At 66.8% G+C, this 19,643-nt stretch carries 20 protein-coding genes; 11 read left to right on the forward strand and 9 right to left on the reverse strand.

Translation table 11 applies throughout. The features are described 5' to 3' along the window. Positions 1–32 precede the first annotated feature (32 nt). Positions 33–794: a serine O-acetyltransferase gene (gene cysE, locus AKJ09_RS51750; RefSeq protein WP_146655263.1), complete on the reverse strand. Its 762-nt coding sequence runs from the start codon at positions 792–794 to the stop codon at positions 33–35. Positions 795–982: 188 nt separating this feature from the next. On the opposite strand from cysE, the gene AKJ09_RS51755 reads away from it, so the two are divergent. Further along, positions 983–1,534, forward strand: coding sequence for an NUDIX hydrolase (locus AKJ09_RS51755; protein WP_146655264.1), 552 nt, complete (start codon positions 983–985; stop codon positions 1,532–1,534). A gap of 4 nt (positions 1,535–1,538) precedes the next feature. Here AKJ09_RS51755 and AKJ09_RS51760 read toward each other — a convergent pair whose 3' ends face one another. Beyond that, on the reverse strand, positions 1,539–3,077 hold the full coding sequence (locus tag AKJ09_RS51760) for a sensor domain-containing diguanylate cyclase (RefSeq protein WP_169928694.1): 1,539 nt from the start codon (positions 3,075–3,077) through the stop codon (positions 1,539–1,541). Positions 3,078–3,250: 173 nt separating this feature from the next. On the opposite strand from AKJ09_RS51760, the gene AKJ09_RS51765 reads away from it, so the two are divergent. Further along, on the forward strand, positions 3,251–4,564 hold the full coding sequence (locus tag AKJ09_RS51765; RefSeq protein WP_146655266.1) for a serpin family protein: 1,314 nt from the start codon (positions 3,251–3,253) through the stop codon (positions 4,562–4,564). Between the two features lie 25 nt (positions 4,565–4,589). On the opposite strand, the gene AKJ09_RS51770 is transcribed toward AKJ09_RS51765, so the two are convergent. Together AKJ09_RS51770 and AKJ09_RS51775 are read right to left on the reverse strand one after the other, a co-directional pair. After that, a complete protein-coding gene (locus AKJ09_RS51770) occupies positions 4,590–6,128 on the reverse strand; it encodes a hypothetical protein (protein WP_146655267.1) in 1,539 nt (512 codons plus the stop codon). A gap of 175 nt (positions 6,129–6,303) precedes the next feature. Then, the gene (locus tag AKJ09_RS51775) at positions 6,304–6,489 is read right to left on the reverse strand and encodes a hypothetical protein (protein WP_146655268.1); all 186 of its coding nucleotides are present in this window, start codon (positions 6,487–6,489) and stop codon (positions 6,304–6,306) included. 68 nt (positions 6,490–6,557) lie between these two features. Here AKJ09_RS51775 and AKJ09_RS51780 point away from each other — a divergent pair, with 68 nt between their 5' ends. Beyond that, complete coding sequence (locus AKJ09_RS51780) at positions 6,558–7,757, forward strand: STAS domain-containing protein (RefSeq protein WP_146655269.1); 1,200 nt, start codon at positions 6,558–6,560, stop codon at positions 7,755–7,757. On the opposite strand, the gene AKJ09_RS51785 is transcribed toward AKJ09_RS51780, so the two are convergent. Next, positions 7,754–8,800, reverse strand: a complete 1,047-nt coding sequence (locus tag AKJ09_RS51785; protein ID WP_169928695.1) for a serine/threonine-protein kinase — start codon at positions 8,798–8,800, stop codon at positions 7,754–7,756. The two genes, AKJ09_RS51780 and AKJ09_RS51785, sit on opposite strands and share 4 nt — an antisense overlap. 146 nt (positions 8,801–8,946) lie before the next feature. Here AKJ09_RS51785 and AKJ09_RS51790 point away from each other — a divergent pair, with 146 nt between their 5' ends. The 4 genes from AKJ09_RS51790 (at position 8,947) to AKJ09_RS51805 (ending at position 12,051) form a co-directional block, all read left to right on the forward strand. Then, on the forward strand, positions 8,947–9,558 hold the full coding sequence (locus AKJ09_RS51790) for a (2Fe-2S) ferredoxin domain-containing protein (RefSeq protein ID WP_146655271.1): 612 nt from the start codon (positions 8,947–8,949) through the stop codon (positions 9,556–9,558). Further along, a complete protein-coding gene (locus AKJ09_RS51795) occupies positions 9,558–10,343 on the forward strand; it encodes a Smr/MutS family protein (protein ID WP_146655272.1) in 786 nt (261 codons plus the stop codon). Before AKJ09_RS51790 ends, AKJ09_RS51795 begins: the two co-directional genes overlap by 1 nt. A gap of 122 nt (positions 10,344–10,465) precedes the next feature. Further along, positions 10,466–11,386: a branched-chain amino acid transaminase gene (locus tag AKJ09_RS51800; protein WP_146655273.1), complete on the forward strand. Its 921-nt coding sequence runs from the start codon at positions 10,466–10,468 to the stop codon at positions 11,384–11,386. Then, positions 11,368–12,051: a hypothetical protein gene (locus tag AKJ09_RS51805; RefSeq protein WP_146655274.1), complete on the forward strand. Its 684-nt coding sequence runs from the start codon at positions 11,368–11,370 to the stop codon at positions 12,049–12,051. The genes AKJ09_RS51800 and AKJ09_RS51805 overlap by 19 nt, the downstream gene beginning before the upstream one ends. Positions 12,052–12,337: 286 nt before the next feature. Here the strand turns inward: AKJ09_RS51805 and AKJ09_RS51810 are convergent, their stop codons facing one another. From AKJ09_RS51810 to AKJ09_RS54055, 4 genes are all read right to left on the reverse strand, one after another. Then, the gene (locus AKJ09_RS51810) at positions 12,338–13,210 is read right to left on the reverse strand and encodes an OmpA family protein (protein WP_146655275.1); all 873 of its coding nucleotides are present in this window, start codon (positions 13,208–13,210) and stop codon (positions 12,338–12,340) included. 1 nt (position 13,211) lies between these two features. Beyond that, positions 13,212–13,610, reverse strand: a complete 399-nt coding sequence (locus AKJ09_RS51815; RefSeq protein ID WP_146655276.1) for a DUF4398 domain-containing protein — start codon at positions 13,608–13,610, stop codon at positions 13,212–13,214. Between the two features lie 28 nt (positions 13,611–13,638). Beyond that, positions 13,639–14,349, reverse strand: coding sequence for a hypothetical protein (locus AKJ09_RS51820; protein WP_146655277.1), 711 nt, complete (start codon positions 14,347–14,349; stop codon positions 13,639–13,641). 352 nt (positions 14,350–14,701) lie between these two features. After that, complete coding sequence (locus AKJ09_RS54055) at positions 14,702–14,860, reverse strand: hypothetical protein (protein WP_169928696.1); 159 nt, start codon at positions 14,858–14,860, stop codon at positions 14,702–14,704. Between the two features lie 242 nt (positions 14,861–15,102). Between AKJ09_RS54055 and AKJ09_RS51825 the strand changes: the two genes are divergently transcribed. Genes AKJ09_RS51825 through AKJ09_RS51840 form a run of 4 tightly spaced genes read left to right on the forward strand, consistent with a single transcriptional unit; the run spans position 15,103 to position 19,641 of the window. After that, entirely contained in the window at positions 15,103–15,975 is an 873-nt protein-coding gene (locus AKJ09_RS51825; protein WP_169928697.1) for an RDD family protein, read from the forward strand. Then, positions 15,966–16,973: a stage II sporulation protein M gene (locus tag AKJ09_RS51830; protein WP_146655279.1), complete on the forward strand. Its 1,008-nt coding sequence runs from the start codon at positions 15,966–15,968 to the stop codon at positions 16,971–16,973. Before AKJ09_RS51825 ends, AKJ09_RS51830 begins: the two co-directional genes overlap by 10 nt. After that, positions 16,970–17,764, forward strand: a complete 795-nt coding sequence (locus tag AKJ09_RS51835; RefSeq protein WP_146655280.1) for a hypothetical protein — start codon at positions 16,970–16,972, stop codon at positions 17,762–17,764. The genes AKJ09_RS51830 and AKJ09_RS51835 overlap by 4 nt, the downstream gene beginning before the upstream one ends. Next, entirely contained in the window at positions 17,761–19,641 is a 1,881-nt protein-coding gene (locus AKJ09_RS51840) for a DUF4350 domain-containing protein (RefSeq protein ID WP_146655281.1), read from the forward strand. Before AKJ09_RS51835 ends, AKJ09_RS51840 begins: the two co-directional genes overlap by 4 nt. Positions 19,642–19,643: the final 2 nt, after the last annotated feature.

The raw sequence follows: 19,643 nt of genomic DNA on the forward strand, positions 1-19,643 counted from the left end.
AAGTCGTGGGTCGAGTCCCGGCTCGGGGCGGTTCAGCCGCCGTCGGCTGGGGGGAGCTCTTCGCCGTCGAACGGCAGGAACTCCTGCTCCTCGTCGTGGTCGACGTCGAGCTTCTGTTCGAGCCTCGCCACTCGATGACGGAGCTTCTCGTTTTGGGCGACCAAGGCGCGGACCATGTCGAGCACGGGGTCCGGCAGGTTCGCGTGATCGAGCGACGCGTCGAACCGGTGCTTGGCCGGAACGATGACGCGGGCAGGCACGCCCACGACCGTGGCGCCCGCCGGTACCGGACGGACGACCACGCTGCCGGAGCCGATGCGCGCGCCTTCACCGATCTCGATCGCGCCGAGAATGCAGGCGTTCGAACCGACCACCACGCCGGGCGCGAGCTGGGGATGGCGTTTGACCCGGTTCAGCGACACGCCGCCCAGAACGACCCCCTTGTAGAGGATGCAGTCGTCGCCGACGGTAGCCGTCTCGCCGATGACCACGCCCATGCCGTGGTCGATGAAGACGCGACGGCCGATGGTCGCCCCCGGATGGATCTCGATCCCGGTGATGAAACGATTCGCGTGACCGACCGCACGGGCCGAGAACGACGAGCCGTGCGTCCAGAGATCGTGGGCCACGCGGTGAAGCCAGAGCGCGTGAACGCCCGGGTAGAGGAGCGCAACCTCCACCGCCGAGCGCGCCGCCGGATCACTCTTGCGAACGGCCTCGATGTCCTCACGTGCGCGCAGCACGACCGCGGGGGCGTTCTTCATCCATCGAAGCGCTGCCTTGACGAGTCCCATACGACGCCTACTCACGAAGAACGAGAATCAGAGGAGAGCCACGGAGGCAACCACGAGCAACGCACGAGAGCTAAGCAAGCGAAAAGACCGGGCGACAAGACCGAGCGTCAAATACGAGACCGTTTTCGCCAGAGCTCGTCCAATCCGACGCTCCCCGAACGGGCAGTTTAGCGTAATCCTTGGCTCCGATGACACGCCTTCCGCTCCCCCGAACCATCGCAAAGCTCGAGGTTCACAAGAAGGAAACCGTTGCCGACCACGGGGTCTTCCGCGTCGACCGCGTGGTCTACGAGACTTTGCCGCGAGACGTCTTCGTGTTCGGCTGCGAGGACTGGTGCAACGTCATCGCGGAGACGACCGACGGCGAGCTCGTGTTCGTGTGGCAATACCGTTTCGGAACCGACGCGCTCTCGCTCGAGATCCCCGGCGGCGTCATTGACCCGGGAGAGGCCCCGGAGGCGGCGGCGAAGCGCGAGTTGCGCGAGGAGACCGGTTACGAGGCGGAGTCGTTCGAGCTGCTCTCGGTGGTGGAGCCCAACCCCGCACTGCAGGGCAACCGGTGTTTCACCTACGTGGCGCGAGGAGCGAAGCTCGCCGGACCGACCGCGTTCGACGACCTCGAAGATCTCGAAGTGGCCCTCCTTCCGCGCACGAGCCTGCCCGACCTGCTCGACAGCGGCCAAGTCACGCACGCCCTCGTCGTCGTGGCCCTCGAGACCTACCTCCGTAAGAGCCGCTGACCCGTCAACCGCGCTCGGTTCGATTCCTGCCCGATTCCTTGGCGCGATAGAGCGCACGATCGGCGCGCTCGATCATCTGCGCCAGCGACTCGCTTCGATCCCACGCCACGACCCCCGCACTGATCGTCTGAGCGACCGGGCCAGCGGCGGTCTCGACAGGAGCCGCGGCCACGCGCTCGCGGAGGCGCTCCGTGACCGAGAATGCGTCGTCGAGCGACGTCTCGGGGAAGAGCACGACGAACTCCTCGCCGCCGAAGCGTGCGAGCACGTCGCTCTGCCGGAGCTGGCTGCGCGCGATCTTCGAGAGCAGCACGAGGATCTCGTCGCCGACGGCGTGGCCGTGCCTGTCGTTCTTCTGTTTGAAATGGTCGGCGTCGAAGATCGCGACCGCCAGCGAGCGATCGTAGCGTCGTGCGCGTTCGAGCTCCCCTGCCCCGACGTCGAAGAGGTGACGTCGATTGAAAGCGCCCGTGAGCGGGTCCTTCATGGCCGCCTCGCGGAGGCGCTGCTCGATGTCCTTCAGGCCGCTCACGTCGTTGAGGCCGGCAGCGATGTGCATCTCGCCGTCGTACGTGATGACCCGCGCCGAGATCTGGCACCAGCGAGGCTGGCCGTCGAAGGTACGCATTCGCGTTTCGCGGCCGTCGACGAAGCCCTGACAACGCACGTCTTCGAGAATGCGATCGCGATCCTCGAGGCTTTCGTAAAAGCGCGCGGTATCGATCTCGCCATTTCCGACCGAGGACGGGAGCTGCATCATCTGCCGCGCACGCGAGTTGATGAGCACGAGGCGGCCATCCGGCACGCGCGACAGAACGAGTGCCGTCGGCGACGCCTCGAAGAGGTCGCGGAAGCTCTGTTCGCTCGCGCGGAGCTCCTTCGTGCGTGCCTCGACGAGAGCCTCGAGATGGGCGCGATAACGGGCGACCTCCGCCTGAGCGACCGCGCGCTCTTCGGCCTCCATCACGTGCGCGACGAAGTCGGACAGCGTGCCGGCAAGGAGCTCTTCCCAGAGACGCCAGTAGCGCGGCGCACCGACGTGCTCGTGACAGACGACGCCGACCATCTGACCGTGGAGGAAGACGGGCGCGTCGAGCATCGCGCCGATGCCAAGCGGTTCGAGGTACGTCTGGAAGAGCTCGGTCGTGCGAGGATCGGTGCGCGCGTCGTGCGCGGCGATGCATCGCTCGGTATCGAGAGCCGCAAAGTACGTCGGGCCCTGACGAATGCCGAGGGACATGCCCTTCTCGTGCGATCCCGTCCTACGCGAGTAGAGATCGAGACATTCGATCCGCCCGCCGCCTTCGCACAAACGCCAAACGCTCACACGCTCGACGCGAAGTACCGTCGACGCGAGCTCGGTCATCTGACGAAGCGCCGCTTCGACATCGCCCGTCGAGAGAGCCTCCGAGCGCCTGAGCCTGGCGATGAGCCGGCGATGCGGTTGGAGGAGATCCTCGACCTGTCGTGAGGAGGGAGCGTCGTCGACCAGTGTCATGAGCGGATCGGGCAACCCTAGTACGAAATGCGACCCGGAAGTCATGCTTGGCACAGCCTGGCACGCCGGATTTCCAGACCGGACGACGGGCGATCGCCAGCGATTCCGGTGACGATCGAGCGCTTGCCCTCGTACGCGCATCGTTTGCGCACGCGCGCGCGCACGCCGAGCTCCAGGCACGCACGCTGCAACGAGGGCACGAACGAGGACCTCCCGCGATGAAATTCTACAGCCTGGCTTTCGTGCTCGCCTCCATCGCTGCGCCCATCCTTGCTGCAAGCACGCTCGGTTGTTCGTCGTCCGAGAGCACGTCGGAGGACGGCGTCGGCGTCGTTCGGTCGTCTCTCGCGCGGAACACGTCGCCGGTCATCTCGGACGCCGACCTCGCGACGTTCCAGCACGATCGGGCCTCGTTCGCCGTCGACCTCTACCAGGCCGTCCGCAAGACCACCGAACACTCGACGGGAGACATCTTCCTCTCGCCGCACAGCGTCTCGACGGCCCTCGCCATGACCTACGCGGGCGCGACGGGCCAGACGCAGGCGGAGATGAAGCAGGCGCTCCACTTCACACTTTCGGACGCGTCGATCCATGCCGCGTTCGACCAGCTCGACCTCGCCCTGTCGAGTCGCGGAAAGGGAGCGTCCGGGCAGGATGGACAGCCCTTCCGGCTCAACCTCGCCAACGCGCTCTTCGGACACAAGGGCGGGCAGTTCCAGGCGCCTTTCCTCGACACGCTCGCGGTGAACTACGGCGCAGGACTGAACGTCGTCGACTTCGCCGCCTCCGAAGACGCGAGGAGCCGAATCAACGGCTGGGTCGAGAACAAGACCGAGGACCGCATCAAGGACCTCATCCCCCAGGGCGTGCTGGACGGCTCGACGCGCTTCGTGCTCGTCAACGCCGTCTACTTCAACGCGGCCTGGGCCGCGAAGTTCAACGCCGCGGGCACCTCTCCCAGCACCTTCACGAAGCTCGATGGTTCAACCACCAGCGTGGAGATGATGCACGGCACGACGAGCCGTCGGTACCTGGCCGGCGACGGCTTCGAAGCGGTCGAGATGCCCTACGACGGCAACGAGCTATCGATGCTCGTCATCGCGCCGACGAAGGGCGCATTTGCCTCGTTCGAATCGGCGATGAGCGGCGCGAAGGTCCTGGAGATCTTCGATGGCCTCGCGTTCAAGAGCGTCAACCTCGCCTTTCCGAAGCTGAAGCTCGACGCCAACTTCACCCTGAACGAGCCACTGAAGGCTCTCGGCATGAAGAGCGCCTTCGAGAGCGGGGGCTTGAGCGCCATCGAGGAGGGCGAGGACCTCTCCATCAAGGCCGTCCTCCACAAGACGTTCCTCGCCATCGACGAGAATGGCACCGAGGCGGCGGCGGCAACCGCCGTCATCGGCGAAAAGGCGTCCGCAGACATCGACGAACCGGTCGCCGTGAACATCGACCGCCCGTTCATCACCGCCATCATCGATCGCCAGACGAAGACGCTCGTCTTCCTCGGCCGCATCCTCGAGCCGAAGAACTGAAACAACGAGCGAGGCCGGGATGCCGTTAGTGGCTCGAGGGTGGATCGAGCGTGGGATTCTCGAGCAATTCCTCGAGGTGTTCGCGGAGTGGTGAGCCGGTTCGCAGCGCACGGTTGATGATGACGGCACGCGCTTCGTTGCCCATCGACGCCAGCAGAGAACGGCACGCGGCGAGCACGATGTCGTCGTCCTCTTCGAGATCGCGCACGATTCTGGCGAGGACAGGAACGGCCACCGCACGACCGGCCTCCGTGACGACGGCCATCGTGGAGATGGCTTCGAGACGGAGCTCTCGGCTCGCGGGGCCAGGCCGCACGAGCACCGGGGCGAGGGCCCGCACCACCTCTTCGTCGGAGGCGCCGACATCCCGCAGGCCGGCGATGGCGGCACATGCGCGCCCGTCGTCGGTCGCCTCCGCAAGCATGTCGAGAAGCAGTGGTACCGCTCGCTCGTGCCACACGCGGGCGAGCGCCCGAGCCGAGGCACGGCACAGAAGCGGGTCGACGGCATGCGTGTACTTCGCAAGCAAGTATCCCGACGAGTCTTCGGCCGTCGGCGGAACGCAGACGAGGAGATCGCACGCCAACTCGGCCGCAAGGGGATGCGCGCCGGTCATCGCCGTTCCAGGGATTCGATCGAGCGCCGCGCGAACGACGGGCCATGCGCGATCACCGATGGCTCGGAGAGTCTGCACGAACGGACCACGAACACCGGGGTTCGTCGCGAGTTGCGTACGCGCCCGATACAAGGCGTAGGCGCCCGCGACGCCCGCCTGGACGAGAAGCTTGTACGCGGGCTCGGCCACGACCTCGTTCTGCTGCGCGAGCAGCTGCAGCGCGATCGGCGCGAGCACGCGCGTATCCGAGAAGATCGTCGTCACGTCCTTCGCCGCGCGCCGAATGAGCTCGTCGGTCGCGTGCGAGGCGATGCCATGAACCGCACTCGACACGGCCCAGAGAGCCCATACGTCCACATGCTGAGCGAGGACGAGCGTGGCTTTGCCGATGCCCTCGAGCATGGGCACCGCCACGCGCGGGTCGGCCTCGACGACGAGCTGCCGAAGGACGGCCGCTGGATCGCGCGCGAGCACCTCGACGAGCTCGTCGACCTTGGGCGTCGCGATCGCCATGTCGGTCAGGAAACGGGAGTACTGCTGGGCGTTCTCTTCGAGCCAGCTCGGCACGTCACTCGAACGAGGAGCCGAAGGCTGCGGAACGAACGAAGAGGGAGGCAGCGAAGGCGGCGGTACGAGCTCGAGCGTCTCACGCTCTTCGGCGGGCTCCTCGAGCGGCACGTACTCGACCACGCTGGTGTCGAGCGGCGTCTCGTCGAACTCCCCGATACGCGACAGTCGAAGGGGAAAGCCGCCCCTGTCGTCACGGGGACCGAGCGGATCGGCGAGGATGCGGAGCGGTTCGGTCGAGCTAGGGGTGTGGACTTCGAGGACGTGCCGAACGTTGCTCGACGGACCGACGACGAGCGAAACCCACGCGGCCTCGTTGAAACGTGCGAGGTACTCGAGATAGGAGCGCGCCGAATCGTCAGCGAGCCGGGCGACGAGCACGGGATGGTGTTCGCTCAAGACGGAGGGCGCGCGGATTGCCAGCGCGGGCGCGAGCGGTCAAGCCGACTCCGACGAGCTACGGTCTCGTCGAACGATCCTATGCTCGAGCTTTTACCGAGCGCCGCCGCGCCGGCAGGTTTCGACATCTCTCGTTCGCCAGTACGGTCGCGCTCAACTAAGGCGATCCCTGCTTCGCCTGTACGAACTTCTTCCAGCACGCGGGGCAGCGCGTCACGATCGTGAACGAACCGTCGGCCGTGCGCTCGCGCGTGATCCCCCACGACTGAGACGACATCGTCTCCTCGCTCTCCTCGTCGTCCTGCTCGGGAACCAAGCTGCAGACGGCACAAACGCGCCTCATGTTCGCCTCCAGGTCCTAGGGCGGGTTATCGTTCACATGATACACCGAGGGGAGGAGACGGCGTCGACATGAGCGCATGGGGCCAGTTGATCGGCGAAATGCCCGATCCGGTTCTGGTGACGGACGAACGGGGCAACGTCCGCTTCGCGAGCGAGTCGTTCCTCGCCCTTGCAGCGTCGACCGGCTCGACTGGCTCGACCGGATCGGCCCTCTCGGCCCTGGAAGGCAAGGCGAAAGACGAGCTCCTCGCCGCCGTCGACAGCGCGCGAGAGAGCGGTGTGGCCTTCCAGGTCCGCGCCCTCGGCAGCGCGGAGACGAGCGAGCGGCCGTGCACGCTGCAACGCGTCGACGGAACGCTCGTGTCGCTCGTCGAACGCGCGCGTCGTGTTTCGGTCGACGGCGAGGCGCTCGTTCTCTCGACGTTCCGCGACGTGAGCGCCCACCGTGCGATGGAGGTGGAAATCGCCGAGCTCCGCAAGCGCGTCGACGCGATGGACCATCACGGCGCGACGGTGAGCCTCTTCGCGCGCGTGCTCGACTCGGCGCCGCTCGTTCTCCTCGGCATCGATCGCGAAGGAACCATCACGCTCGCCGATGGGCGAGCGCTGACGCTCCTCGGGCTCTCGGCCGACTCGGTGGGAGAGAACCTACTGCACAAGGTCAAGTCGCGTTCGCTCGGTAGGGCGATCCAAGACGCGTTCGAGGGCAAAGAGCTGCGCGGCGCGTTCGAAGTGGCGCCGGGCGTCTTCCTCGAAGCCTGGCTCACGCCTCTCAAGCGCCGGCGGACGGGCGAGGTCACGGGGGCGCTCGTGTTCGGCGTCGACGCCACCGAGCGCGTGAAGGGCGAACGAGAACTTCGCGAGAACATGGCTCTCGTCGAGAAGCAGTCGGCGACGATCCGTTCGCTCGCCATGCCTCTCATCAACGTATGGGACGACGTCGTTTGCGTCCCGCTCATCGGCGCCCTCGACGATGCGCGTGCGTCGGACGTGCTCTACGGGCTCCTCACGTCGATCGTCCGCAACAAGTACCGCTACGTCATCCTCGATCTCACGGGCGTGGAGGAAGTCGACGTGCCGGCGGCCAATCATCTCATCTCGATCGTGGACTCCGTGCGAATGCTCGGCGCCGAGAGCATCGTGAGCGGCATGCGTGCGCCCGTGGCCCAAACCGTGGCCGCGCTCGACGTGGACATCTCGCGCCTCAACTCCACGCGCTCCCTCAAAGAGGCGCTGAAGATCTGCATTCGGCGCACGGATTCAGGCTAATCGAGAGGGGCCGCTGACACGAGCTGGGGCATCTCGCGCGTGACCTCGCCCGCGTCGGATGCCCATTCGCTCTCCAGCGCCGAGCGCAGGAAGTGGCGATCATCGCTCACGCCCATGGCGCTCGCCACCAATCGTAGCTCGGCGGCCATCACCGAAGCGTTCGGATAGCGCTCCTCGGGCGCGATGCGGAGCGCGCGCTCCATCACGGTCACGAGATCGTCGGGCAGCCACGGCGCGAACGAGAGCGTTTCGACGTAACCTTGGCAGGCGAGCTCGTAGGCGTCGGACTGCGAGATGCCGCGCGGAAAGCGTGGACCGACGACGAGCTCTCTCAAGAGGACACCGAGCGAGAAGACGTCGGACCGTGCGTCGCCGCGATGACCGAGCGCGATCTCGGGAGCCATCAGGTTCAGACGGCTCGCGATGGCTCGCAGGTTGCGAATCGTGGAGCTCGCGGCTCGGGCCGGAGAGAGCTCGAACCCCTCGACCTTCACCTCGCCTTCGGAGGACACGAGGATCTCGCGTGGTGACAGACCGAGGTGGAGGATGCCGAGGGCCGAGCCTTGGTGATCGAGCGTTCGACGGGCTCCGCCGAGCGCGTTCGCCACCGCCGTGGCGATGAAGAGCGCCAGATCGAGACGCATTCGCTTTCCACGCGAAGCGGTTCGATCCATGAGCGTCTGCAGCGTGATCCCCGAGACGAACTCGGTGACGAAGAACGGCTGCCGCTGCCAGACTCCGAACTCGTAGACAGCGACGACGTTCGGGTGACGAACCCACGCCAGCCGGCGCGCGGCCCGAAGAAGGCGCGTGGCGACGGTCTCGGCTTCTTCCGACGCCGCCGCATTGAAGAGCTTGACGGCGACCTCGCGACGAAGGCCATGCGGAGCCGAAACGAGCGCCCGATGCACGGTGGCACACGAGCCTCGCCCGAGCACGGACACGAGCTGCACCGACCGTCCTTCGCCTAGAGGAAACGCGTCTTCGCTGCCCTCTTCGTTGGTGCTGGTTCGGATCGGGCTGGGCGTTGCACTGCGGACCATACGGCTTGCCTCGACCATGCACAGAACACACCGACCTACGCCCGGTCGAAGTACGGAAGAAACACGCGGGTATGCGGTTTCGCGGATCGCGCCCGATCCATGGCCTCGATCCACGGTGGACCTCGAAAACGTGCTAGACGGACGCGATGCGAGCGTCGGCGGCCCCGCGCGTCCACCTCTTCGTTTGCGCCAACCGGCGCGAGGGCTCTCCGCTCGGTCCGGGCTGTGCTGATCGCGGGGAGGCCGTCTACGACGCGCTCAAGCGCGAGGTCAGCCGTCGCCGACTCGTGGCGGACGTCTGGGTGACGAAGACGCACTGCCTGGGTATCTGCCCCAAGGGCGGCGCCACGGTGGCTCGCTACGGCGGCGCCCAAGGTCTGGGCACGGAGGTCGCCACGGCCATCCTCTCGGAGGTCGACGCCGCCGACGCCGGCGCCATCCTCGACCATGCGCTTGCGGCGGCCGGGCGCGACGAGACTCCTCGCGCCTCCGAGAAGAGCTCGCTCGATTGGGCGACCCTCGAAGGTGAGCTGGCCGCCATCGAGGAGCTGCAGAAGAACAAGGTCTTCGCGCTCGCCCGGAGGCTCAAGCCGGGTCTCACCGCCGAGGACATCCAGAACCCGCACGACTTCCCCGAGCTCGACGATCCGGATTGGCACTACGCCGACGGCATCCTCACGGGCATCCAATCGGTCACGAGCGCGATGCGCGCCTTGCGCAAGCGCAGGGACGAGCCCAACGATCGAGGGGGCGAGTGATGGCGAAGAAGCGCGACAAGGACAAGCGAGAGAAGGAATCCGACCTCCCGCAGTTCGGAGGCTTCAAGCAGCTCGCCGGTCTCAAAGAGCTCAAAGACAAGCTCGAGGCCGACAAGAAGGCCGAAGAAGACGCGCGGCGCAAGGCCATCCAGGCGGGCCAGAAGCCGAAGCCTCCGCCGCCCGCGGCGCGCAAGCCCGAGCCGATTCTGCGTTCCGCGTCGGCCGCCGAAGAGGAGCTGAGCTTCCATCGCATGATGTCGGGCGTGACTCCGCTCACGACGGACAAGGGTCGCGTGCCCGTGACGACCGAGGTGCGCGCTCCCAATCCACGGCTCTCGGTCGCCGAAGCCAAGGCTCGAGCAACCGCCGACACGGCCGCCGTGCTCGACCATCTGCATCACCTCGTCGACGACGCCGCGCGTTTCGAAGTCTCGGACGATGGCAAGCGCGTGGAGGGCCGCCGGACCGACGTGCCCCCGAACTTCATGCGCACGCTCCGTCGTGGGCTCGTGCCCATCGACGCACGACTCGACCTGCACGGCTTCACGGCCGAGCAGGCCCGGGAGCGCCTCCTCGATTTCCTGCGCCAGATGCGCACGCGCGGCGAGCGCTGCGTCCTCGTCATCCACGGCAAGGGCGAGCACACACCCGGCGCGGGCGTTCTGCGCGGCGAGATCGCGGCCTGGCTCTCCCAAGGGCGGGCACGCGAACACGTGGCCGCGTTCGCCACCGCGAATGGCGACGACGGCGGTGAAGGTGCCGTGTACGTCGCCCTCCGTCGCTGACGGGCTCGCCTGCGTTCCGTACGCGTGGGCGAACTCTTTGCAGCTGGCTCGGGATGAAGAGCCCGACTACGCTGCTCTGAACTCTACCCCTTTTGCCGAACCGAGAAGGTAGACGCCCGAACATGGTCGAGAAGCTCCAGAAGATCTGGCTCGATGGCGAGATGGTGGATTGGGACGCGGCGAACGTGCACGTCCTCACGCACTCGCTTCACTACGGCCTTGGCGCGTTCGAGGGGATCCGCGCCTACCAGCGCGCCGACGGCAAGACCTACGTGTTCCGTTTGCGCGAGCACGTGGATCGGCTGTTCGACAGCTGCAAGATGATCTTGCTCGTGCCCAAGTTCGACAAGGCGCAGGTCATGAGTGCATGCGTCGATCTCCTGCGCGTGAACGGCATGACCGACGGCTACCTCAGGCCGATGGTCTTCGTCGGCGAAGGGGCCATGGGCATCTACGCGCCACAGAACCCCGTGCGCACCACGGTCATCGCGTGGAAGTGGGGCGCTTACCTCGGCGAGGAAGCCCTCAAGCACGGCATCCGAGCCAAGATCAGCTCGTTCGCCCGCCACCACATCAACATCAGCCTCGCGAAGGCGAAGATGATGGGGCAGTACACGAACAGCGTGCTCGCCAAACGCGAAGCCAAGCTCGGCGGATACGACGAGGCGATCCTACTCGACGCCAATGGGTTCGTCTCGGAGGGCTCGGGCGAGAACCTCTTCATCGTGAAGAAGGGCGTGCTCCACACACCGGACCTCTCTTCGTCCATCCTCGAAGGCATCACGCGCGACACGGTCATCACGCTGGCGCGCGAACAAGGTCTCGAGGTCAGAGAAGGCCGCATCACGCGTGACCAGCTCTGGCTCGCCGACGAAGCGTTCCTCACCGGGACGGCCGCCGAGATCACGCCGGTTCGCGAGGTCGACGATCGCGCGATCGGCACGGGAACGGTCGGCCCTGTCACGAAGCGCCTGCAAGACGCCTTCTTCGACGTGGTGCGCGGCAGCGATACGAGTCACGCGGCATGGCTCACGCCGGTCTGATGCGAAGCCTCTCGTCGATCGCTCGTCTCTTCGCTTTCGCGTGCACGGCGCTCGTGTCGATCGGGTGCGCCGAGTCTCCCGCCGGTCCACCTCCCGCCAGCGAAGCCACGGCCAAGAGCGCGGCCAAGGTGCCGGATTACGCGGACGAAGCCGCGTCGTGGGGGCGCTATCACTCGAAGCGCTTTCAGCTCTCGCTCCCCCTGCCCTCCGGTCGCGAATGGCGCATCGACGACCGCTCACGTCCGAATCTCTTTGCGATGCATGAAGGAACGTCGTCGCGTCTCTGGCTGACGAGCACGCAGGAAACCGAGCTGATGAATCGCCAGCGCTGCGAGGCGCGCGCGAAAGCGATGGGCTGGGTGCCCGAAGGCCTCACGACGGTCGACGAAGAGATCACCGGCTCGCCTCCGGGCTACGACTCGCGCATCTGGATCGCGCTCGACGCCGGCAAGCCGGGAGGCGCGCTCCAAGGACACGTGTTCCTCTTCGGAGCGTTCCTTCGCAAGTGCCTGCTCGTCCACATGACGACGTCCGTGCCGTCCGCGAAACACGAAGACGTCCTCTCTTCGCGGCTCGCCACCTTCCGCGCGCGCGTCGTCCGGGGCATCGAACTCGACCCGCTCCGCGTCACCGACGACGCCGAAGTCCCGCGCACGAACCGCTGATTCAGCGTCACCGCTGACAAAGGCGCCAGGGGGAGCAACTACTGTCTTCTTCAGACATGGTTCAAGCGAAGGCCTTGAGAGACCAAGACGCCTGTAGGTCGCGCCGAGGCGAGCGGCGGGGTCTCGTCGCGCTCGTAGCGCGACGCGCCGAAGGCGCCCCGCCGCGTGCAGCCGGGGGAGGCTCAAAACCGGAGGTTTTGAGGGGGACTGGAAGTCCCCACGCAAAAAAACGACGCCGACCGGCTTCTTGACCGGTCGGCGTCAGTGGGCGGGGTCTGCACCCTCGCTACCTCGTGCGCGGTGACGAGTTCTTCTCGAGGATGATCTCGACACGGCGGTTGTTCGCACGGCCCTCAGGCGTGGCGTTGTCGGCGATGGGAACTGCCTTGCCGACGCCTTCGGCTTCGATGCGGCTCGACGGGACGCCCTGGGAGACGAGGTAGTTACGGACAGAGTCCGCGCGTTTCCTCGACAGGGCCATGTTCGTCTCGTCGCTGCCGACCGAGTCCGTGTGTCCGACGACACGCAGCTTGCGGTCGCTGTTCTTCAAGACTTCGGCGACGTTGTGCAGGCTCCTCCTCGACGCCGGGAGCAGCTCGCTCTTGCCGAAGGCGAAGAGCACGTTGCCCGACAGCGTGAGGACGAGACCACGCTCGTTTTCCTCGGCCTTGATGCCCGCGATCTTGTCGAGGGCTTCCTTGGTGCGAGCATCCGCCGCCTCACGCGCACGGCGCTCGCTCTCGAGCTCACCCGTCTGAGAACCCAGCGCTCCCTTCGCTCGTTCGAGCTCGGCGCGCATGTTCTGCTGCTGGATCATGGCGACCTCCTGGTCCGCCATCCGCTTCTGCTCGATCGAATAGAGCGCGTTGGCCTTGGCTTGCGCCGAGAGCGCCTTTCGCTGAGCAACGTACGCGAGGTCGCGCGTGTCCTGGTCCTTCGGGTCGTCCTTGAAGGCCTGCTCGGCACGGTCGAGAGACCGCTTCGCGTCGAGCATGTCCGACTGGGCGGCGTAGGCGCCGGGGCTCTGCGTCGCCTGCTGATAGGCAACGCGTGCGTCGACGAGCTCGCGAGGAGGTTGCGCCGGCTTGCAGGCCACGAGGCCGCTCGCAGCGACGGTGATCGCAGCATACGCCGCGAGTTTGACGACGATCGGCTTCATGTCACATCCCCTCCTTCGGACTCGGCACCGACGGCATCGAACCCGACGGCATCGAGGACCGAATGGTGCGCAGGTCGTCTAGCGATTTCTGCGCCTCCATCTTGGCCTGAGCTTCACGCGACCGGTTGAGGGCCACGTTCGCGTCGGCCTCCGAGCGCATGAGGACGTAGCGAGCGCGATCCTGATCACCTTCCATGATCAGCTTCTTGCCCGAATCGAGCTCCTCGTGCGCCAGGCGCAGGTGGAGCGCCGCCGTGGGATCCTTCACGGCTCCCATCTCTTCCGCGCTGCGAACCGCAGCACGCGTATTGGCGAGCGTGTTGGCGGGCACGGGGCCTCCCGTCGCACAGCCGGTTGCGACGGCTGCCACGGCAATGAGCAGAGAAATCATGCTTCGCATGGGAATCTCCTTCCTTTCCCTCTCGAGCTCAGAAGGTGCCGACGGCGCCGAGACCCGCGCCACCTTTGCCAACGGAGGTCGGGACGACGTTCATCTTCACGTTGCCGGCCGTGATCGTCGCGGCCGCGACCTTCTGCGGGATGAGGAAGCTCGCAATCGTCATTCCGGCGCCGAGGCCCTGGCCGATACCGCTCAGAATGACGAGCGCGATGTTCCCCGACTCATGCGCGCAACCGTCGCATTGACGATCGGCGAGGTTGAGCCACGGACCGACCACAGGGATGTAGAGGTTTTTGTCGGCTTGACGATCACTCGTGCCGCCGACGATCGCCGTCGCGGTGTAGGTCCCGGCCAAGAGAAGACCGCCGGTCGTGAGGAGCGGGATGTTCGGACGCGTCTTGCGATAGACGGTGACATCTCTCTCTTGCGGGCCGACCTGCGGGCTCCCCATGTACTGGGGCATCTCGCCTTGCGTCGTGGTCGTGGTTCCGACGGTCGGCGGCACGGTGGTCACCTTCTCCGTCTGGATGGTTTCGACCGTCGTGGAATCGGCAGCCCCCGAAGAGCCCGACGTCCCCGGCGTGCCGGACGTACCGGACGTGCTCGGGCTGGACGAGTCGGACCCCTGGGTCTGCCCGCTTCCCTTCATGTCCTTCGAATCATCGGCATGGGCGACGGTCGCGAGCATCAGAGTCGCGAGCGCCACGCCATTGCAGAGCAGGAGCGTCTTGCGTTTCATGGGCAGTCATTCCTTTCGCGGCGCACACGCCGCAGCGCATGCTCATCCCCCCACGAGCAGCGTTCGTGCCGTCAGGCGCCGCGCTCGAGCTCTCATCGAGCCGCACGACGCACGAGGCAGCAGACTCGAATCGTCATTTCACGCCGCCCCAGGCGCCGGTCGAATCCACAGCGACCACTCGGCGATGGGCGTCTTGCGATCCGTTGCACGAGCGGCCTCGCCACATCTGTCTCGCCGCGCATCCGTACGTCGCTCGCCTGCGACACGATGTTCGCTCGGGCTCGTTCGAATTTCGTGCGAGCACGAGCACCCCGGAGCCGCATTTTTCCGGTTCGTCGGCCCCTGATCCGCCTCAGTGGGGCGACTGCGTGAGAACGCCGGAGCGAGACTCGAAGCCCCCTTCCGCCGCACGATACGTTGCGAGTCCCGAGACGTCGGACACGCGCGCGTCCACGCCCTCGTGGACGCTGGCGACGATGCGGGCCCACGAAGCCGCCTTCGTCGTGGCCACGTGCGATCTCCGCGCGATGGCGCGACACGCGAAGCGCGAGTGTGGTTCGGGGCGCGCCGAGCTCATGCATTCTACACATTCATAACGGTCGAACACCGAGACTCGCTCGGTCGCTGCGGACGGAGCCGACGAGCGTTCGGACAACGGGCGAAGCAGACCGAAGACCGCGATGGCGCCCTGCAAAGGCGGCACGACGGCCAAGGCACATGCCTTCCTCTCGAACCCCGAGTAAGATTCGACGCGTGAAGGCTCCCCTCGATACCGACGTTGCGGTCGAGACGCCCGAACACATCGTCTTCTCGTATCGCCTCGCCGGGCCGGTGAGGCGCGGCCTCGCAAACCTCCTCGACCTGCTCCTCTGCTACGCGGTCGTCGCCCTGGTCGCCTTGCTCGTCTTCGCCGTCGTGATCGGTGCGAACGGAGCGAGCCCGAGCGAGGAGCTGTCCGAGGCAGCCAAGGCCGCAAGCGGTTTACTGCTCCTTCTCCTGTTCGCCGCGCAGTGGCTGTACTTCTTTCTCTGGGAGGCCCTCCTCGGTCGCTCGCCGGGAAAGATGGCGCTCGGCCTCCGCGTCGTAACGACGGAGGGACGCGCCATCGGCTTCCGTGCGGCCGCCGTGAGAAACCTGCTCCGCGCCGCAGACCTCCTCCCCACCGCGTACGTCATCGGGTTCGTTTCGATGGCGCTGTCGTCCAAATTCCAGCGCCTCGGAGATCTTGCCGCGAGCACCATGGTGGTCATCCCCGAGCGGACGTCGCGCATGGCGCCTCTCGAGCTCACTCCGCCGGCCACCTCCGCCGAGCTTTCGACGCTGCCTGACGAGGTTCTCCTCGACGAAGACGAGCGAATCGCCATCGAGATGTTCCTGCGACGCCGCTACACGCTGGGCCGCGCACGAGAGCACGAGCTCGCCGAAATGATTGCCGGCCCGATCGGCGCGCGTCTCGGCTATCGCCACTCCGATCCGTCGCGCCTGCTCGCCCTCGTGTACGACCGCGCCGTCAATCGAGGACGCGTCGAGGCGCCGTCGTCGTCGTGGCGCCCCGGACCGAAATCGAAGAAGCCTGCGGCATCGAAGAAAGAGACCAAGCCCAAGGGGGGCGCGGCATGGCGCTAGCATCCACCCTCACCGAGCGCGCCTTCGCTGAACGCCGCCGCAAGGACTGGGACGAGCTCGACGCGCTCGCGCGGAAGGCGGCGAGCACCCGCCTCAAGAAGCTGCCGCCCGAAGACATCGCGCGGCTGCCGCCTCTCTATCGAAACATTTGTGCCGATCTCGCTGCCGCTCAGGCGGCGCGATACAGCGCACCGCTCGTCGATTACCTCCGGAGCCTCACGGCCTCGGCGCATGCGGTCCTCTACGACCGCGACGGCCGCACCCGCACGCGAAGCTCCGTGCGCAACGCTTGGCTCTATGCCTTCCCGCGGGCGGTGCGCGCACGCTGGCGAGCCATGCTGCTCTCCACGGCGCTCTTCTTCGTGCCGCTCGCCATCGGTGCATTCTTCACCCTTCGTGATCCGAGCTTCGCATTCCACGTCGCACCGGAGGCGATGCTGAGGCCGCTCACGGAGGCGTATGCACATGGCTTCGAGCACGCACGCGGGAGCGGCTCCGATGCGATGATGGCGGGCTTCTACGTCTACAACAACGTTGGCATCGCGCTTCGCTGCTTCGCCCTCGGCATCTTCGGTGGCCTCGGCTCGGCCTTCTACCTCGTCCAGAACGGGCTCACGATCGGAGCAACGCTCGGCTACGTGGCCTCGCAGGGGGCTGGCGCGAACATCCTGACGTTCATCGTCGGCCACGGCTCGCTCGAGCTCGGCGCGATCGTGATCTCGGGCGGCGCCGGCTTGAGCCTCGGCTGGTCGATCGTCTCGCCGGGCCCCATGACCCGCCTCGCATCGCTGCAGAAGACCGCGCGCGAGATCGTCGTCATCGTGTTCGGGGCCGCGGCGATGTTGCTCATGGCGGCCGGCATCGAGGGCTTCTGGTCGGGCTCCACGATCACGCGCGAGGTGAAGGTCGCGGTGGGCGCCACGTTGTTCGTGCTGGTGCTCGGCTACATCCTCTTCGCCGGGCGTGATGCGCCCCAACCGAGCGAGGACGACGCATGAGCGGCCTCGACGTCCTCCGGGCGCGCGTGACGTTTCGCGAGCGATCACTGCTCGACGTCCTCGATCTGGCGCTTCGCTTCTCCGTGGTCCACGCGCGCGACTTCGGCAAACTCGCGCTGCTCGTCCTCGTGCCCAGTCTCGGCGCGACGATCGCCGTCGGACGCACGCAGGGTTGGGCCGCCGCGTGGGCGCTCTCCTTGGCGCTCGCGTTCGCCGCGGACGTGCCGTTCACGCTCCTCGTCTCGCGCCTGGTGTTCGAAGACGACGTTCGCGTGCGTGAGGTCGTACGCGCCTCGCTGCGCACCCTCCCGCGCGTGCTCGCACTCCGTCTGACCTGGCTCGCAGGCCTCTTCATCATGGCCGCGTTCTTCTTCGTACCAGGGCTCTGGTTCGCGGCGGTTTCGCTCTTTTCGACGGAGGTTCTCCTCCTCGAAAATGCGGGCATCGGGCACGCGTTCGTTCGGTCTCATCGCATCGCCAGCGCGTCGTTGGCCGATGCGCTCTTCGCCGTGATCGTGTTTTCGACAGCGGCGCTCGCGGGCGTCCTCGTGGCCGACGTCGGTGGTCGCATGGCCATCGCCGACCTCCTGCAGTTCCGTCCGCCCGCTCCGCTCTGGGCAAATGGCGGGAGCGTCCTCGCCTTCGTCGGCTGGTTCGCCGTTTTGCCGTACCTCACGACCGCGCGCTTCTTCGTGTACCTGAACCTGCGTACGCGCGCCGAGGGTTGGGACATCCAAACTCGTTTCGCCGCCATCGCGGCCCGCGCGGAAGCGGCGAAGGGGAACGCATGAGGCGCATCCGTCGAGCGGCTCTCCACGGCGCGTTCGTGACGATGGCGCTCCTCCAGGCGTCGATCGCATCGGCCGAGCCCGAGCGAACGAATCCCCGCGCCGACGTGGCACGCGAGGCCTCGCGCACGGCCATGCACGAGGGCGCCTATCGCTTCTGCAGCGCGCCGACCACGCCGCTCGGCGAGGACCAGAAGGCACTCTGTCCTCTCGCGAAAGACCTCGAAGGCTGCGAGGCGCTCGTCCGAGCGTGCGAAGAACCTCCCGTCGTGGAGGACAACGACAAGTACCGGGCGCTCCTCGATGCGCTTGCCTCGCTGGCCAAAGCTCTCGCCTGGGTGCTCGTCGTGGCGATCGTGATCGTGGTCGCCATTCCTGTCGTACGAGGCCTTTTGCAGGCAAAGCGCGACAAGGTCGTGCGCGACGTGAACGCTCGTGCGCGCAACGTGGCAACGCCGGCCGAGGAACCTGCGAGGGTCGAAGGCGTCTCCGATGCCGAAGAAGCGTTGCGTGAGGCGGACGCACGAGCGCGCAGCGGAGACCTCGGCAAAGCTCTGTCGCTCTACCTCGCGGCGTCCCTCTCGGCGCTCGATCGCTCGGGACGCCTTCGCCTGGCGCGCCATCGAACGAATGGCGAGTACGTGCGAAGCCTCGAGGATCCCGCGTCGCGCACGGCGCTGGCCGAGATCGTGCGCGAGGTGGACAAGGTCGAGTTCGGAAAGCTCGCGCCGAACCAGGACGACGTCGCACGCATCGCCTCGAGGGCAACGTCGCTCGTGCGTGGCGTCGTCCTGACCGCTCTGGTCCTCGTGCTCGCCGGATGTGGGCAGCTCACGAAGCGCCCGAACGACTCCGATCCCGCGGATGACTCCCTCCCGATGGACGTGCTGAAACGCACGGGCTACGACGTGGGCTACCTCACGACGTCGCTGGCGACGCTTCCCATCGAGGAGAAGGCGTCTCCCTCGATCGTGCCCTCGATCTTGATCGTGGACACCGAGCGCGTTCCCCTCGAAGACGAGACGGAGGCTCACCTGATGCGGTGGGTCGAAGCGGGAGGCGAGCTCGTCCTCTTCGGATCGCCATTGTCGTGGCCGAAGGAGCTCGGGGCCGCGCCCAAGACGATGACGGAAGACGGCACGCACGAGATCGTGGTTCACGCGGCAGGCGGCGACGTTCGTGCGCGCGTGGCGCATCGGGAATCGTTCGCATGGGAGAAGGCCGATACGTTTGCGCGCCTCGGGGACGCTCCCTACGCAGCAACGCTCGAGGTCGGCCGCGGCCTGGTCCTTGGTGTCGCGGGAAGTGATCTCTTCAGCAACGTGAGCGCGGCCCGCCCCGACAATGCCGCGGCGCTCGTGGCGATGCTCGACGAGGTTGCCGACGCGAGCGAGGAGGTGCATCCGAAGGTGTACGTCGCGCGCCGGCAAGACGGCGTGTCGCCGCCTTCGAATCCGTTCTCCGCGCTCGCGCAGGCCGGCCTGACGCGCGGTGCATTCCACGCGCTCGCCGCCTCTCTCGTTCTCTTTCTTGCCGTCGGTATCCGGCGCGCACGACCGCGCCCTGCCCGGCCCGCCCAGCGGCGCACGTTCCGCGAACACGTGGAGGCCACGGGAGCCTTCTACGGCCGTGCGAGGGCACAGACCCATGCCCTCGCCGCGTACGGTCGCTTCGTCGAGACGAGGCTGCGCGAACGCATCCCGCAGGGAACCGATCCCGTCGCGTTCCTCGCGCAGCGCGCGGGCGTCTCGCGCGCAGAGGCGGCCCGTGTCTACGAGCGGGCCGTCGCGGCGAAGACGACCGATTCGCCGCTCGGCGACGAGCTCGAAACGGTCGAACGCCTGCGCGCGCTGTTCGTGAAAGCGATGGAATCGAGCTGAGG

It is taken from the genome of Labilithrix luteola, assembly GCF_001263205.1.
GTDB classification, from domain to species: domain Bacteria; phylum Myxococcota_A; class Polyangia; order Polyangiales; family Polyangiaceae; genus Labilithrix; species Labilithrix luteola.

What these genes read in the sequence shown, in the direction of transcription:
- cysE (WP_146655263.1), bottom strand. Translation starts at nt 794, where the DNA reads ATGGGACTCGTCAAGGCAGCGCTTCGATGGATGAAGAACGCCCCCGCG.
- AKJ09_RS51755 (WP_146655264.1), top strand. Translation starts at nt 983, where the DNA reads ATGACACGCCTTCCGCTCCCCCGAACCATCGCAAAGCTCGAGGTTCAC.
- AKJ09_RS51760 (WP_169928694.1), bottom strand. Translation starts at nt 3,077, where the DNA reads ATGACTTCCGGGTCGCATTTCGTACTAGGGTTGCCCGATCCGCTCATG.
- AKJ09_RS51765 (WP_146655266.1), top strand. Translation starts at nt 3,251, where the DNA reads ATGAAATTCTACAGCCTGGCTTTCGTGCTCGCCTCCATCGCTGCGCCC.
- AKJ09_RS51775 (WP_146655268.1), bottom strand. Translation starts at nt 6,489, where the DNA reads ATGAGGCGCGTTTGTGCCGTCTGCAGCTTGGTTCCCGAGCAGGACGAC.
- AKJ09_RS51780 (WP_146655269.1), top strand. Translation starts at nt 6,558, where the DNA reads ATGAGCGCATGGGGCCAGTTGATCGGCGAAATGCCCGATCCGGTTCTG.
- AKJ09_RS51785 (WP_169928695.1), bottom strand. Translation starts at nt 8,800, where the DNA reads ATGGTCCGCAGTGCAACGCCCAGCCCGATCCGAACCAGCACCAACGAA.
- AKJ09_RS51790 (WP_146655271.1), top strand. Translation starts at nt 8,947, where the DNA reads ATGCGAGCGTCGGCGGCCCCGCGCGTCCACCTCTTCGTTTGCGCCAAC.
- AKJ09_RS51795 (WP_146655272.1), top strand. Translation starts at nt 9,558, where the DNA reads ATGGCGAAGAAGCGCGACAAGGACAAGCGAGAGAAGGAATCCGACCTC.
- AKJ09_RS51800 (WP_146655273.1), top strand. Translation starts at nt 10,466, where the DNA reads ATGGTCGAGAAGCTCCAGAAGATCTGGCTCGATGGCGAGATGGTGGAT.
- AKJ09_RS51805 (WP_146655274.1), top strand. Translation starts at nt 11,368, where the DNA reads ATGGCTCACGCCGGTCTGATGCGAAGCCTCTCGTCGATCGCTCGTCTC.
- AKJ09_RS51810 (WP_146655275.1), bottom strand. Translation starts at nt 13,210, where the DNA reads ATGAAGCCGATCGTCGTCAAACTCGCGGCGTATGCTGCGATCACCGTC.
- AKJ09_RS51815 (WP_146655276.1), bottom strand. Translation starts at nt 13,610, where the DNA reads ATGCGAAGCATGATTTCTCTGCTCATTGCCGTGGCAGCCGTCGCAACC.
- AKJ09_RS51820 (WP_146655277.1), bottom strand. Translation starts at nt 14,349, where the DNA reads ATGAAACGCAAGACGCTCCTGCTCTGCAATGGCGTGGCGCTCGCGACT.
- AKJ09_RS51830 (WP_146655279.1), top strand. Translation starts at nt 15,966, where the DNA reads ATGGCGCTAGCATCCACCCTCACCGAGCGCGCCTTCGCTGAACGCCGC.
- AKJ09_RS51835 (WP_146655280.1), top strand. Translation starts at nt 16,970, where the DNA reads ATGAGCGGCCTCGACGTCCTCCGGGCGCGCGTGACGTTTCGCGAGCGA.
- AKJ09_RS51840 (WP_146655281.1), top strand. Translation starts at nt 17,761, where the DNA reads ATGAGGCGCATCCGTCGAGCGGCTCTCCACGGCGCGTTCGTGACGATG.